Origin of the sequence: Kamptonema sp. UHCC 0994 (assembly GCF_029167235.1) — a bacterium.
GTDB lineage: Bacteria > Cyanobacteriota > Cyanobacteriia > Cyanobacteriales > Microcoleaceae > Kamptonema.
In genome coordinates this window covers 1-13,486 of record NZ_JARFTR010000200.1, presented here as the reverse complement: position 1 = coordinate 13,486, position 13,486 = coordinate 1, and the positions used below count along the sequence as shown (strand labels likewise).

The window sequence follows — 13,486 nt, the reverse complement described above, 5'->3', positions numbered from 1 at the left end:
TTGTAACGCCGCCCTCTGGGCGGTAAAGATACCGCCCAGAGGGCGGCGTTACGTGAGTGCATAAGTGTTGAAGTAACAAATAGTAACTAATAACTCACCACTAACAACACACCACTAACAACTAACAATTACCTTCCCATATTCCGCTTCAGTTGCTCAATTTCTTCGTCTGTTTCCCAGCGTTTAAACTTTTCTTCTAAAAGATCTGATTGGTTTCCAGAACTATAATTACTGCTTTGATTCCAACCTTTTGTATCCCAGCGTTGCTCATTTTGATTAGTGGTGCGAGTTGCTTCTGCTGTTGCTGCTGTTGCTGCTGTTGCTGCTGCTTCCGCTGCTTTAGTCCGCACTTCTTGGCGGCGGATTTGGATTTGCCGATAAAGTTCTTTGGATTTAGCAATGCGCTCTTTGCACCCTTGCATTTGACCCCAACGTTGATTTCCTTGTCGCAGTAAAGCAGCCTCTCGTTCTTGAGCTGCTTGAGCTAAATCTACTCTATTTGCAGCTTTAGCTTTATCGAGGCGAGAGTGCCAGCGTTGGATTTCTTTAGCTGTAGCAAGAATTTCTTCTTGCAATTTTTTCTCTTGCCGTTGCAAGTCAGCAATGAGCCGCAAGGTGTCTTCTTCTTGTTCGCGTAATTGTTCCTCTAGCGCCTGCAACTCTAGATGGGGATTATTCCGCAAGAATTCTTCTAATCGTGTTTCTAGAAAGTGGCTGAAATCGTCGAATAAGCCCATATTAATAGTTAAGAGTTAGTAGTTAGTTAACAGTTAACAGTTAGTAGTTAGTTAACAGTTAACAGTTAACTACTAATTTTAAAACTTCTGTCCGACAAAAATAGAGCGGACTTCACCACCTTTGCGGATGACGGCTTCCTGGTTTTTTACTTCTGCCAATGTCCAACCGCTAGCACCGATGCTTTCGCCTACGTAAATCCGGCGTGCTACGCCTTCAATTTCAAACAGTGCGGCTGAGCGATCGCCTAATTCTAAAATCCCCACTAGAGTATGAGTCGCAGTTGCGGATTCACTGGTAGGAGATGGCGTTGCTGCTGTTGACTCTGCTGGTTCGGGGGCAGTGGAGGCGGACGGGGCAGCTTCTGGTGCGGCTTCCGGTTCGCGGGCAAGGATTCTGCCGGCAGAGGGTGCCGGTTCTGGGGAAACTGCCGGAGCTGGGGGATTGACGGGCGCTACATTAGTTCTGGGAATTGCTGGAGTTGTCGGCAATACTCCACTTGTGGTTGGAGAGGGAGAAGAGGAGGCAGTTTTAGGAGCGGCAGCAGGTGGAACAATGACTACTTGGGTAGGGGGTGTACCTGGCTGGGCGGAGACCTGCTGTATGGCATCAGCAACGCGGTTGATCGCTTGGGCGAGACCCGCAGTTGGAGGAGGAGAACCGGGAACTGGAATCGCTGGCAGGTTGGTTGTGACTGGTGCTCCGGGAAGGTTGGGATTTTGCGACTTGGGTTGTATTGCTTTCTTTTGGTCTCCGGCATCGAGGGCTTGCTGCATATAGACCCCAAACTGGGCATCTGCTTCGGCTTTTGCCTCAATAGCCTTCTGGGATGCTGAGACACCAGGGGCAGAGACTACAAATCGCCGCATTCCGCTTCTGCTGGCTAGCCACAAGCCCAAGGTGAGTAATAGGGAGGCAAATGCTGCTCCTAAGAGGATTCTGTCAAAAGATTGTTTGGATTGCTGCTTTTTGGCGGCTAATATTGCTTGACGGGCGATCGCTTCGGCATCAAGGCTGTCTTCCTGACGCGGTATTGATGGTGTGGACAGGATAATTTGCGGTACTGCGATCGGTTTGAGGGAGACGAATTCTGCCTGTACTGGTTCTGTGGGCAGGCCTGCACTACTGTCGAGGGCTCGGTCAACGTCTTCAAAGAGTTCGTCCATCAACCGCTCTGCATAGGAATCAACCACACCGCTTTGGTTGGCGATCGCTTCTTCTGCTGGCTCTAAGGCTAGCTGTTTGGTCATTACATTCTGAGTCATAAATTTTGTTCCTCCCGCTCCTCAATAACCCTGACTCTTTCTTTAATCTAGACTTCTTATAGGATACTTTTAAAATTTACTAACAGCACTATCCCATTAACATCTTGATTTTATCTAAATTTGATCATAAATTTTGATTTTCTGGGCGATCTAAATTTGCCAGTGGCACTTTGGCGATCGCCAAAGTGCTCAATCACATTTAACACTTTTTGTCAACCCCCCTTTCCAGCTCTTATTCCCTCTTCCTAAAAAATTTAATCTTTTCTTGAGAATCGGGTTTAGCGCCGCCAACCTGTAAACAGGAAATTTTTACGGTTTTAATGGGTTTCAAGCTCTAAACTTTAGAAAGTTAACCTTTTTTGTGTTTTAACCCTAGCTAAAGCAAAGTTAGCGCTAGAATTTCTCAGCAAAAACTGAAATAAAGACTCAACTAATCGACTCATACTTGAGGAATGCACCACTGCCCAAATATTAGTCCCTAGACAGATGCTTCCCAACAGAAACAAAATATAAGTCGGAGCCATTACTACCCCAATTGCCAGCCACGTAAAAACGTGAAGAATCATGATTAAAGCATAAATGCTGCCAACAGCGGCTCCTAGGTGAACCTGAAGTTGAGATCGTTTTATGCCTGTAAAAATAATCGTCTGCAAAGTTGCCAGTAAGTTCGCAGGTACTAGAAAAGCGCAAATTTCGATGCAGTGTCTATGTGAAAACGCAGTAACGGTATAAAAGTCGAACATCAGTAAATAATACAGCTTGTTGAATATACCTATAAACCTTAGCCTAAATTTAGGACAATAGCTTCTACCTATGAGCATAACTTAACTGAACACGATTTTCCTTCCCCCTTCTGACCTCTGCCTTCTAACTTCTGCTATACTTCGACCTTCTACCTTCTGCCAGATTATGCTGAACTGGCAGAGAGGATAGTATAATTAACACTCATCACCGCGATCCCGCAACCCAATATCTTGCCAATTATCTATCATTTTTACAAAGGAATTTAATAAAATGACACAGAATAACATACCAACACCAGAAATTGACTTAACCAACTGTGACCAAGAACCGATTCACATATCAGGACACATTCAGCCTCACGGAGTAATATTTGTTGTCAAAGAACCGCAGCTCAAAATTTTACAAATGAGCAATAATACTTTCCAGTTTTTCGGCTTGCACCCCAGTAGCCTCATTAACAAAAATTTGAGCGTCTTATTCGATCAAATTCAGATTGAAAATCTCAAAAGCTGTTTAATTAATGAAAATTTAAAAACAGTCAATCCCTTAAAATTAACGATAGGCACAACCTACAACCCCCAGGTATTCGACTGCATTCTTCATAGAAGTGAAGGACTTCTACTTATTGAGGTCGAGCCAGCAAATTCAAAAAACAATCTTTCAGCTTTTAGCTTTTATCATTCAGTTAAAACCACAATATCTAAAATTCAAAGCACTGACACCCTTCAGAATTTATGTCAAACCATAGTCACAGAAGTGCGAAAAATTACAGGCTTTGACCGAGTAATGGTATATAAATTCGATCCCGAAGGTAATGGCTCTGTAATCGCTGAAGATAAACAAGAGAATCTTTCTCCTTTCTTAGGTTTGCGATATCCAACCTCAGACATTCCCAAACAAGCCAGAAAATTGTACTCAGAAAATTGGCTGAGATTAATACCAGAAATTAATTATAAACCTGTAGAACTTGTACCGAGCAACAATCCACTTACTAATCAACCTCTTGACCTTAGCTTCAGCATTTTAAGAAGTGTATCACCCATTCATATAGAATATCTGCAAAATATGGGCGTTGCAGCTTCCATGTCTATATCTTTAATGAAAAATCAGAAATTGTGGGGTTTGATTGCTTGCCATCACTACTCACCCAAACACATTTCTTATGAAGTCCGCGCCGCCTGCGAATTTATTGGACAAGTCATGTCTTTAGAACTAGAATTTAAAGAAGGGAATGAAGACTATGACTATAGGCTGGAATTAAAATCCATTCAAGCAAAGCTACTGGAAAATATATCTAAAGCAGAAAACTTGTCAGAAGCCTTAGTTAAGTCTCAGCAGAGTTTACTTGAACTCGTGAGTGCTACAGGCGCAGCAGTGCTATTTGGAGAGAATTGCTATTTAGTAGGTAAAACTCCTGAACAAGAAGCTCTGAAATACTTAATTGAATGGGTACAAAAAAATCTGACAGGTGAAGTTTTTCATACAGATTCACTGTTAAAGTTTTATGAACCTGCCGAGCAATTAAAAGACACAGCTAGCGGCTGTTTAGCAATTGCCATATCCCCCAGCCAGAAAATTTATGTTCTGTGGTTTCGACCCGAAGTTATTAAAACCGTAAATTGGGCAGGAAACCCCAACAAACCCTTAGAAATTGACAGTAATAGCAACCTGCGCCTGTCTCCTCGGAAATCCTTCGAGTTGTGGAAGCAAACAGTAAAATACACATCTTTACCCTGGAAAGAATGTGAAATTGAGACAGCGATAGAACTTAGAAACTCGATGATTAATATTGTCCTGCTGCAAGCCGAAAAACTCGCAAAATTAAATACAGCTTTGCAGCAATCTGAACTAAGAGAACGTGAAAAATCAACTCAACTAGAAAAACTCTTACAAGAACTTCAGCGCACGCAGACTCAACTGGTTCAGACCGAAAAAATGTCTAGTTTGGGACAACTGGTAGCCGGGGTTGCTCACGAAATCAATAACCCAATTAACTTCATCTACGGAAATATCAGCCACGCCGATGAATATACTCGCGACCTCATAGAATTAATCAATCTTTATCAACATCACTATCCTTCGCCCACAACAGAAATTCAAGAGGCAATAGAAACAAAGGATATAGAGTTTTTAATTGCCGACTTACCTAAATTACAAGCATCAATGAAAATAGGTGCTGAACGTATCTGCGAAATTGTCCAATCCCTGCGAAACTTTTCAAGAATTGACGAAGCAGAAATGAAGCCTGTTGATATTCACGATGGGCTAGACAGCACTCTGCTAATTTTGAGTAACCGACTTAAACCCAAGCCAGATAGGCCGACAATTCACCTTATTAAAGAATATGGTTCCCTACCCCTAGTTGAGTGTTATGTAGGTCAGCTAAACCAGGTATTTATGAACATTTTAAGCAATGCAATTGATGCCCTCGAAGAGTCATTCATCAATAAAAAAGCTTCAAAAAATGGTAAAAATACGAAATACAATGGGAAAATTCGGATTCGCACGGAAGTTTACGAGACTAAAAAAAGTGTGGGCATTCATATTTATGACAACGGCTCTGGTATGACAGAGGAAATCCGCCAGCGGATAACAGAGCCTTTTTTTACGACAAAGCCAGTTGGTAAAGGCACAGGTATCGGCTTAGCAATAAGCCATCAAATTATCACAGAAAAACATGGGGGGAAAATGACCTGCATTTCCAAACCTGGAGAAGGTACGGAGTTTATTATTGAGATTCCCCTACACCAGAGACATCAAAAACATCGTGTATCATAGGCTAAATAAATCTCTTGTTACCAAAGCTCAAAAATCAGAAAGTTAATTGGTAATTGGTAATTGGTAATTGGTAATTGGTAATTGGTAATTGGTAATTGCTGAATATTTTTTATTCTGCTTCCCCAATTAAAGTAAAAGCGGCCCAATCTTTCGGATTAGGATATTTTGCCAGAGTTGTAAGCATAGCTTGCCGCAAAGCTTGAGCTTTATCTGGCGTTTGCCGAAGATTATGATAGAATGAAAGCATCAAGTCGGCTGTCGGTTCATCGGGTACTTTCCACAGAGAAACAATGACGCTGGGAGCTCCGGCAGCAATGAAAGAACGAGATAGTCCAATTACGCCATCACCGCTAATTCTGCCGCGCCCAGTATCGCAGGCACTTAGCACGACAAGTTCTGCTTTTAACTTCAAATTGAGGATTTCTCTAGCAGTGAGGAAGCCATCATTTTTGCCATCGGGAGCAAATGCTAGCGAACTTTGAAAACCCATCAAGTTGTCGAGCAATCCGTGAGTGGCTAGGTGAATAAACCTAGCATTTGACATCTGTTCTACAACAGCATTTTCTGTGGCTTGATTACCGATTAAAGCTTGAGTATTGAGTAAAGATGCAATGGCTTTTGCTTCTTTTTCTGAGCCAGGTAAGCTAGGCAATGGAACTGGTAATTGTCCATATTTTTGCTGGATTAGAGGCATTGTTGGATTGCCAACAACAAGGGAGTTTTGACTTTTAACTTGTGTATTTTCAGTTAAAGAAGCTCTCAGGCTTTGCCGCTGCTGGTGAGTTAAATCTAGAACTTGAATTGAGGGAGCAGTGAGAATAGTATGTTTTTCGATTAAATACTTGCCGTTAGTGTCTTGCAAAGCTGCAAATGGAACTAAAAATAGAGTTTCTTGGGGAATGAAAGTAATACGCTGTTTGGGGTCAGTTGGCAGCAGGTCAGCTATTGGTTGAATTAGTATTTGATGGAGTTGCTGCAATTGCTGATATTTGCGGCGCGAATTAGCAAGGCTGCCATTGGTGGGGGCTGTTTCTTGTGTATCTGAAACAGGAACACCTCGACCTCTAACCAAGATTGAGCTGCGAGCATTACTAACAAAAAAAGTTAATAGAGAAGAGTCAATTTCTACATCTTTTTGCTGCCACAGGGGTTGCAAATTAACTGAACGAAAGGTAACAGTTCCAGTCGGTTGAATCACCCAAATATATAAGGTATTTTCATAAGGTTGCTGCTTCCCTACTTTCACCCAACCAGATACATTGTCGTTGTAAACAATAGAATACTGCACTAAGGTAGAATTTTGCGCTTTAGCAATTTGCCGTATTTGCTCTAAGGTCAGCGATACAGGTGTCAGTTCTGATTGAGGGTCAACTCCTAAATTAGTTTTTAATAAATCTACAAAGGCTCTAGCTCTTCCTACTTCTGCTACTTCTAAGGCTTCGTCAGTACGATTATTTGCGACTAACACTTGTTGCAATGTTCGATAAATATCCAATGTCACTTCGCGGATATTTAGATTCAATTCATCGCTGCTCATACCCAATGTTTTGCTATTGGGCAATAACTGATTTTTTAAGAATTTATTAGAAGCTTTGAGCGCTGCTTTTAAGTTGTTTTCAGCTTCCGCTAATTGACCAGCTTTAAATTGTTGTCTGCCCAAATTTTGTAACGCCCATACTTCACCTAGACTCGTTTCTACTTTGATTTGCTGATTGATTGTTTGATAAATTAATAAACTTTGCTTTTGTAAATAAATCGCTTGGGAATAGTTGCCGACTAAAGCGTAAGCACGACTGAGATAATCTAGAGCTAGAGCTAGAGAGAATTCGTTATTACTTTTTTGGGCAATCTCAATAGCTTGCTGTAAAAAAGAAATTAATTTTTCACGATTTCCTCTCCGACCGTAAAGCAGTGCTAATTGTTGCAATGCTAGCACTTCCTGTAATGGCTCTTGAGATTTTTGTGCTAGTTGTACAGCTTGTTCCTGATAGGCAATAGCTTTTTGATTATCTCCTAATAATTCATAAGCCCTACTCAAACTCAATAGCGCATAATTTGCGAATCCGGTATTGCCGATTGCTTGGCAAATTATTAACTGTTGCTCTAAGAGGGCAATTTGTTCTTGAGTTTGCCCCACTATACCATAAGCAGTGCTTAGTAGACCGAGAGCTTGTAACTCTTCCAGGCGGTCTTTGGTTTGTCGCACTATTGGCAAATACTCTTCATAAGTAGCAATTACTTTTTGATAGTTTGGCAGTGACATATAAGCCAAACCTAAACTTTTTAAAACCGCGCTTATCAGTAGGGAATCACCGCTATTTCTTGCTTGCTTTAACTGCTCTTCAAGAAAATTAATTCCCTGATAATCTCCCAGTTTGCTGTAGGTACTACCCATCTGGGTGAGGATTTGAGAAATTGTTGCGCTATCTCTGATAGATTTAGCTATCTGCAAGGCTTGCTGATACACTTCTATCGCCTTTTGATACTCCCCTAAATATTGATAAGCTAACCCTGCACTTGATAAAATCTGTGCTTCATAAGTTCTATTTCCCTGCTTTCGTGCCTCTGCTAAATTTTGTGGATAAGAATCAAGAACTTGCTCGTAAACTCTCCGCAGTGTCTCCGGGTCTTGAGCTTCTACTTTCAGAGAGAAGCAGAAACAAAAAATGCAAAACAAAATAGTTAATAATTGTTTTTGTTTTCTGAGTTTGAGAGTAAGAAAGCCCATTGTTGATTTTCCTTTGTTGAATTTGACTACACTCCCTAAAATTATTGTAACCGCTCTTCTTGAATCATAGTTCGCCTGAAAATTTGATGATTTTTGAACCAGTGCCAAGTCCGAGAACGATAATTGTTACAGGGGCTAATTTGAATCATTTCATACAAGTGCATATCTGGCACTTCTTTGTAAATGAACCATAAAATCACTGTTGAATTATCAGCTTCCCAGGCTTGTCCTTGAATGCGCTCGGTATCAAACCAGATTTTTTTATCTCGGTAGGCTGCTGGAAAAAAAAGCTCTTCTCGCTTGCCATCAAGCCATTTATATCGATTAATCTGGTAATATGGATATTCCTGATCTTCTGGAAAATGACAGGTTAAATGTGAGTTGTGTTTTTCAATAATATTTCCTTCAGTATCTATCAGCGTATAAGTGCCAACCCAATCTCCTTCATGGCGAGCGAGTACGGGCATTTCCTCACGGATAATAGACATTAGAAATCCTCCTTATAATTGCTAGCTAATATCAAATAGGTACGTAGTTGCGCTTCAGCGCTCTTTCCTATATAAAATAGCGCTAAAGCGCAACTACATACCTCGAACGTGCGAAAGTCCTAAGTCCTGTGAACGTAAAATATGGATACTCAAAAAAATCTGAAGCTGGAAATTTCCAACTTCAGACTTTTTTAACTCCCCGGGTAGGATTTGAACCTACGACCAATCGGTTACACTTATTCCTAACGTTTCCGTAAGGCGTGGACTATTTCATCATCCCTGTTCTGGGATGTCGGGCGCTGTGAGATTTATTGGATAGGCTCCTCATCTCTAGTCTCTGCACCTTTCTGGCTACCTGTGGAAACCACTGCCTTTCGCCAGACTTGGCTCAAGATTACCGCCACCCGAAGTGCTGCGGCTTCCTTGAATTCACCCGATTTTTCAGTATCCGTTACCGGATAAAGCTGCTATTTAATCTCAGCTTTTAGATTTCTCTATTTGCTGGTGTTCATTACAGCCGACCGCTCTGCCACTGAGCTACCGAGGATCGCGGCTTTTTTGCTAGCCACATTTACTAATAGTAGCGATAAAAATTTGATTTGGCAAGGCCTTTTACAAACTTTTTTTTAACTGCTTCTGAAACTGAGTTTATCCCTAAGATCCACCAATTTAAACAGAACCACCTTTATAGCTATAGCTTTTGCTCGGCAAGGATTTCAAGCATTTTTACTTTTCAAATTTTAATGAATGATGTGATATTTAAAATAATTTTTAATTTTTAATTTTTAATTAATCTAGTCCCATTCTCAATTGGGCAAGACGCTTTTGGGCTTCAGCATCTAGAGAACTGGCAAGAAAACGGCTGGAAGGGTGTTTTCGGGGTTTATGCCTACCTTCGCGCTGGCGACAGGTAGATTCGACATCGCGGGCAAGTTGCAGGGCTGACATACATTCGGCACCATAGCCAACTACTGTCAATTGCTGAGCTCTGTCGGAGGTAGCGACTATTAGTCGTCGTTTAAGCGATCGCAACTCGTAGCGGAGGACAGCACAAGATTTTTCTATATAAGTATCTGCTGTCTGACCAAATTCAGTGTAATAGACTGATAAATTTTTAGTAATAATTTCTTTAACGCAGGGAGTGTCTTGATAGTAAGCGTCAAATACAAGTCTTGCGTCCAAACCCAGAAAAGCGCTGTAGTTAACTAATTCTTCGATTAAGTGCCGCCTGGCCGTCTCCAAACCATCGCGATCGCGCTTGTCACTAAGGCGCGGCCAAAGTCCAATCATGTTGTAGCCGTCTACGAGTAAGACGGCTTGGGATAAGGAGGCTGGCATGGTTGTTCAGGGCTCAAGGGCTCCAGCATATACGGGGCATTACATTTTGACACATCAATGATTATAACACACTTTGTTGCATTTTATTACAGTTTTTGTCAAACGCAAAACACACACTGATAAACATAGCTAAACCTCCTGACTTTGCATCAACCGACGTTTCAACCTTACAGGATCGCCGCGATCGACCACTTCACCCTTCTCTAACAAAAAAGCCCCATCGCAATAATTTAACTCATCCAAACGGTGTGTCACCCACAAAGCCGTTAACCCTCGATTCTTTACCAAACGCTGAACCCCGGCCACTAAATCTAACTGAGAATCAGGATCGAGTAAAGCTGTAGGTTCATCTAATAGTAAAACCTCGCAATGACGAGCGATCGCACCTGCTATTGCTATTCGCTGTTTTTGTCCCCCACTGAGAGCATAAATCGGCCGTCGCTGCAAATCCAGTAAATTCACCGCCGCCAGCGCCTCTTCTACCCTTTCTCGCACTTGGGCGATCGCAAGTTTTTCCTCGACCAAACCAAAAGCCACATCCGCCCCCACCGTCGGCATCACCAACTGATGATCCGGGTTTTGGAAGACAAAACCCAACCTTCCCTCAATGGCAATTTCCCCAGACTGGGGGCGCAATAGGCCCGCAAAAATCCTCAGCAGCGTTGACTTACCGCTACCATTAGTACCCAAGAGCATCCAGAATTCACCCTTGGGTACTTCCAGAGAGCAATTTTGCAAAACGCGATCGCCCTTTGGCCAACTAAAGCACAAATCGCGCACCGTAATCGCCGGATCTACCATCTGGGTTTCTGCACCCAAAGCGCTCATTCTGCTGCGGTTAGAGTAACAAAACCAGGGGATCTTCCCGTTGCGGATGCACCAGATTTTTGAGATACCACCACCGCCGAAATCTCACTGCTAAGTACAGCAACTTTTTTCTCAGGATTTTTCTCGCAGGTGAGTTGCAGAATCTGGGGTTGGGAGGCGCGGATCGCATCCATAACTTGCTGATACACAGTTTCAGCATCAGCCTCTAGTTTCCGTTGCACTGAGAGTGAGACGGAGGTTGACTTCAGAATGATATCGATAGTGAACATTCGGTCTAAAAAAATTAACTGTAAGATCCTATCTTTAAGTATAGGTGCAGAGGAGTTGCAAAAGCGAATATTCCAAGCGAGTGGATGTGGTGATGTTAAAGCCTGTCGCAAACTTCAGCATACCCTGATTAGGTCTCAGTCGCTTGACTCGCTGAGAGTGTCAAACCAAAATTATGCAGGTGTGCGCTACTGAAACTATATTTCTCTCCCTCAGCATATAGATTATAGCAGCGCCCACTTTAATTTTCAGCAGGGGGGGGCTGAATAGATGCCCTTGGCAAAGGCTGGTCTAAATAATTGTAAACCACCCGTGAAATTTGGCGAACAAAATCCCTTACAATTGGGTCATTATAAGGGCGTTTGACAAATATCGCCGCCAAATAGCGCTTACCATTGGGCATATCAATAATACCAGCATCTCCTACCAGAAAACCGATATCTCCTGTTTTATCAGCAATAATTGCACCGGGCCCGATGCCAGCCGGAAGCAATGTTTTAATGGTAGTGTGGCGCAATAATCCTAATACCTGTTCCCGGCTAGAATCAGAAACTAATTTATTCTGAGCTACCATCGCTAGCAAGCGCACCATGTCAACAGAACTCGTTGTATTTGTTCCCTGAAAATCGCCTAGCCAATTCCGAATCACAGTATCATTCAGCCCCCAACTGCGAAAGCGCTGATTAACTTTGGCGATTCCTCCTAAGCGGTCAATAATCATGTTTGTGGCAGTATTGTCGCTGATAGTAATCATCTTATCGACAGTTTCTCTGATGCTAAACTTAGTCCAATCTGCCTCGTCTTGCATGGTTCCAGAACCGCTAGCAACTAAGTCTGGCCGCATCACCAGAGTTTCATTCATGCTGATTTTGCCAGCATCTACATCTTGATAAAAAGCGATCAGAATTGGCAATTTAATCGTACTCGCTGCTGGAAATATCCGAGAACCGTTAATATCCAAATAGTTGCCTGTATCCAAATCCAGAAAAAACATTCCCGAACTCAGGGTGTTGTATTGCTCAATCAAAGATTGAATTTTGGGCTTAACAGCAGTCATTTCGGAACCTTTTGGGATCGCTAAATCGGGAGAATAGTCTCTCTCAATAGTAGGCGTTGAAATTTCACCAATTGGTTGCTCAATTGACACTATTGATTGAGGTGGAAAACTGACATTTCCTACCAATTCTGGAGTTGGTAATTGCACAGACCAACGAGTAGATGATTCCCCGATAACGCGCACTTTTTCCGGGTCTAATGTATAGCCTGGGGCCAATTCAATTACTAGCCTGGTAGTATTTCTATCAAACTGTCCGGCGCGAATTTCTCGAATCAATGATACTCCCTTTTGAGGCGTTTTTGGGTATTCTAAATTTATTCCCGGTAAGTCAATTACCACGCGGCTAGGATTGGCAATAAGTTGAACTTTTGGCTGAACTTCTGAATCTGTTGTAAATTCGAGCTGATTGTGGCTACTATCGAAGTACCAAGATGTCAAGATGTCAGCTTTGGCGGGAGAGTTAAACAGAAAAACACTGAGTAAACTGGGTAAGAGCAAGCGTAGTTTTAGCGTCATTTTTATACAGAAAGAGTCTTGTCAACCTCAACTGGAAAGCGGTAGGAATAGCGATCTCAACCGCTGTCGAGATGAGCTTTTAGAATAATAAACGCTATTGGTGCTCCTTGGTCGGGATAAAGTGCGCGACCTACGATCGATTTTGGACTTTGCAGGCACGCTCTAATCATACTAGACTATAATGTTTTGGGACAAATATCATCATCAAACCAAGCCGTTAATGCCACAGCCAAAGCATCAGCAGCATCGTCTGGTTTAGGAATATCATCTAATTCTAACTCTCTCGCTACTGCGTCTTGTACATCGTACTTATCAGCATTACCGCGCCCCGTTAAAGCGAGTTTAATTTGAGCTGGGGTAAACTCAACTAAAGGCACACCTTGCTGAGCTAATACTAACATTAAAACTCCCCGCGCTTGAGCTACAACAATGGCACTTCCCATTTTATAGAAAAACAACTTTTCAGCTACGGCTAAATCAGGTTTAAACTGGTTAACTATGGCGTGTAAATCATCGTAAATAGTGCGGAGACGCTGGCCCATTTCTTGACCTGCGGGAGTTTTAATCACGCCAAAATCAATCATTGAAACGCGATAATCTTCATCTTTTTTCCCAGCAATAACTTCACAGTCAATCACACCAAATCCTAGAATTGCCAGCCCCGGATCTAATCCTAGAATTCGCTTTTTCATTGTAATAAGGACTAATATCCGTAACGCCGCCCTCTGGGCGGTGAAATACC

At 42.3% G+C, this 13,486-nt stretch carries 11 protein-coding genes; 1 reads left to right on the top strand and 10 read right to left on the bottom strand.

The genetic code is table 11. The features are described from left to right. Positions 1 to 128 precede the first annotated feature (128 nt). The 3 genes from PY364_RS18360 to PY364_RS18350 form a co-directional block, all read right to left on the bottom strand. On the bottom strand, positions 129 to 737 hold the full coding sequence (locus PY364_RS18360; protein WP_275524658.1) for a TIGR04376 family protein: 609 nt from the start codon (positions 735 to 737) through the stop codon (positions 129 to 131). 78 nt (positions 738 to 815) lie between these two features. Then, a complete protein-coding gene (locus PY364_RS18355) occupies positions 816 to 2,000 on the bottom strand; it encodes a hypothetical protein (protein WP_275524656.1) in 1,185 nt (394 codons plus the stop codon). Between the two features lie 341 nt (positions 2,001 to 2,341). Then, a complete protein-coding gene (locus PY364_RS18350) occupies positions 2,342 to 2,743 on the bottom strand; it encodes a hypothetical protein (RefSeq protein WP_275524655.1) in 402 nt (133 codons plus the stop codon). Between the two features lie 271 nt (positions 2,744 to 3,014). On the opposite strand from PY364_RS18350, the gene PY364_RS18345 reads away from it, so the two are divergent. Further along, positions 3,015 to 5,522 carry an ATP-binding protein gene (locus PY364_RS18345; protein WP_275524654.1) on the top strand — a complete coding sequence of 836 codons (2,508 nt, stop codon included), beginning with the start codon at positions 3,015 to 3,017 and terminating at the stop codon, positions 5,520 to 5,522. A gap of 109 nt (positions 5,523 to 5,631) precedes the next feature. Here PY364_RS18345 and PY364_RS18340 read toward each other — a convergent pair whose 3' ends face one another. The 7 genes from PY364_RS18340 to ruvC all read right to left on the bottom strand — a co-directional run bounded on the left by PY364_RS18340 (position 5,632) and on the right by ruvC (position 13,436). Further along, positions 5,632 to 8,250: a CHAT domain-containing tetratricopeptide repeat protein gene (locus tag PY364_RS18340; protein WP_275524652.1), complete on the bottom strand. Its 2,619-nt coding sequence runs from the start codon at positions 8,248 to 8,250 to the stop codon at positions 5,632 to 5,634. Positions 8,251 to 8,291: 41 nt separating this feature from the next. Next, the gene (locus PY364_RS18335) at positions 8,292 to 8,738 is read right to left on the bottom strand and encodes a DUF3598 family protein (RefSeq protein ID WP_275524650.1); all 447 of its coding nucleotides are present in this window, start codon (positions 8,736 to 8,738) and stop codon (positions 8,292 to 8,294) included. 789 nt (positions 8,739 to 9,527) lie between these two features. Further along, positions 9,528 to 10,076: an NYN domain-containing protein gene (locus PY364_RS18330; RefSeq protein ID WP_275524648.1), complete on the bottom strand. Its 549-nt coding sequence runs from the start codon at positions 10,074 to 10,076 to the stop codon at positions 9,528 to 9,530. 129 nt (positions 10,077 to 10,205) lie between these two features. After that, positions 10,206 to 10,904, bottom strand: coding sequence for an ABC transporter ATP-binding protein (locus PY364_RS18325; RefSeq protein ID WP_275524646.1), 699 nt, complete (start codon positions 10,902 to 10,904; stop codon positions 10,206 to 10,208). Beyond that, positions 10,901 to 11,173 carry a hypothetical protein gene (locus tag PY364_RS18320; RefSeq protein WP_275524645.1) on the bottom strand — a complete coding sequence of 91 codons (273 nt, stop codon included), beginning with the start codon at positions 11,171 to 11,173 and terminating at the stop codon, positions 10,901 to 10,903. The genes PY364_RS18325 and PY364_RS18320 overlap by 4 nt, the downstream gene beginning before the upstream one ends. A gap of 239 nt (positions 11,174 to 11,412) precedes the next feature. Continuing rightward, positions 11,413 to 12,744, bottom strand: coding sequence for a serine hydrolase (locus tag PY364_RS18310; RefSeq protein ID WP_275524643.1), 1,332 nt, complete (start codon positions 12,742 to 12,744; stop codon positions 11,413 to 11,415). A 176-nt stretch (positions 12,745 to 12,920) separates the two neighbouring features. Continuing rightward, a complete protein-coding gene (ruvC, locus tag PY364_RS18305; RefSeq protein WP_275524660.1) occupies positions 12,921 to 13,436 on the bottom strand; it encodes a crossover junction endodeoxyribonuclease RuvC in 516 nt (171 codons plus the stop codon). Positions 13,437 to 13,486 lie beyond the last annotated feature (50 nt).

Excerpts from the sequence above, each read along its gene's own strand:
- PY364_RS18350 (WP_275524655.1), bottom strand. The coding sequence starts at position 2,743 with ATGTTCGACTTTTATACCGTTACTGCGTTTTCACATAGACACTGCATC.
- PY364_RS18360 (WP_275524658.1), bottom strand. The coding sequence starts at position 737 with ATGGGCTTATTCGACGATTTCAGCCACTTTCTAGAAACACGATTAGAA.
- PY364_RS18340 (WP_275524652.1), bottom strand. The coding sequence starts at position 8,250 with ATGGGCTTTCTTACTCTCAAACTCAGAAAACAAAAACAATTATTAACT.
- PY364_RS18325 (WP_275524646.1), bottom strand. The coding sequence starts at position 10,904 with ATGAGCGCTTTGGGTGCAGAAACCCAGATGGTAGATCCGGCGATTACG.
- PY364_RS18335 (WP_275524650.1), bottom strand. The coding sequence starts at position 8,738 with ATGTCTATTATCCGTGAGGAAATGCCCGTACTCGCTCGCCATGAAGGA.
- PY364_RS18345 (WP_275524654.1), top strand. The coding sequence starts at position 3,015 with ATGACACAGAATAACATACCAACACCAGAAATTGACTTAACCAACTGT.
- PY364_RS18355 (WP_275524656.1), bottom strand. The coding sequence starts at position 2,000 with ATGACTCAGAATGTAATGACCAAACAGCTAGCCTTAGAGCCAGCAGAA.
- PY364_RS18310 (WP_275524643.1), bottom strand. The coding sequence starts at position 12,744 with ATGACGCTAAAACTACGCTTGCTCTTACCCAGTTTACTCAGTGTTTTT.
- ruvC (WP_275524660.1), bottom strand. The coding sequence starts at position 13,436 with ATGAAAAAGCGAATTCTAGGATTAGATCCGGGGCTGGCAATTCTAGGA.
- PY364_RS18330 (WP_275524648.1), bottom strand. The coding sequence starts at position 10,076 with ATGCCAGCCTCCTTATCCCAAGCCGTCTTACTCGTAGACGGCTACAAC.
- PY364_RS18320 (WP_275524645.1), bottom strand. The coding sequence starts at position 11,173 with ATGTTCACTATCGATATCATTCTGAAGTCAACCTCCGTCTCACTCTCA.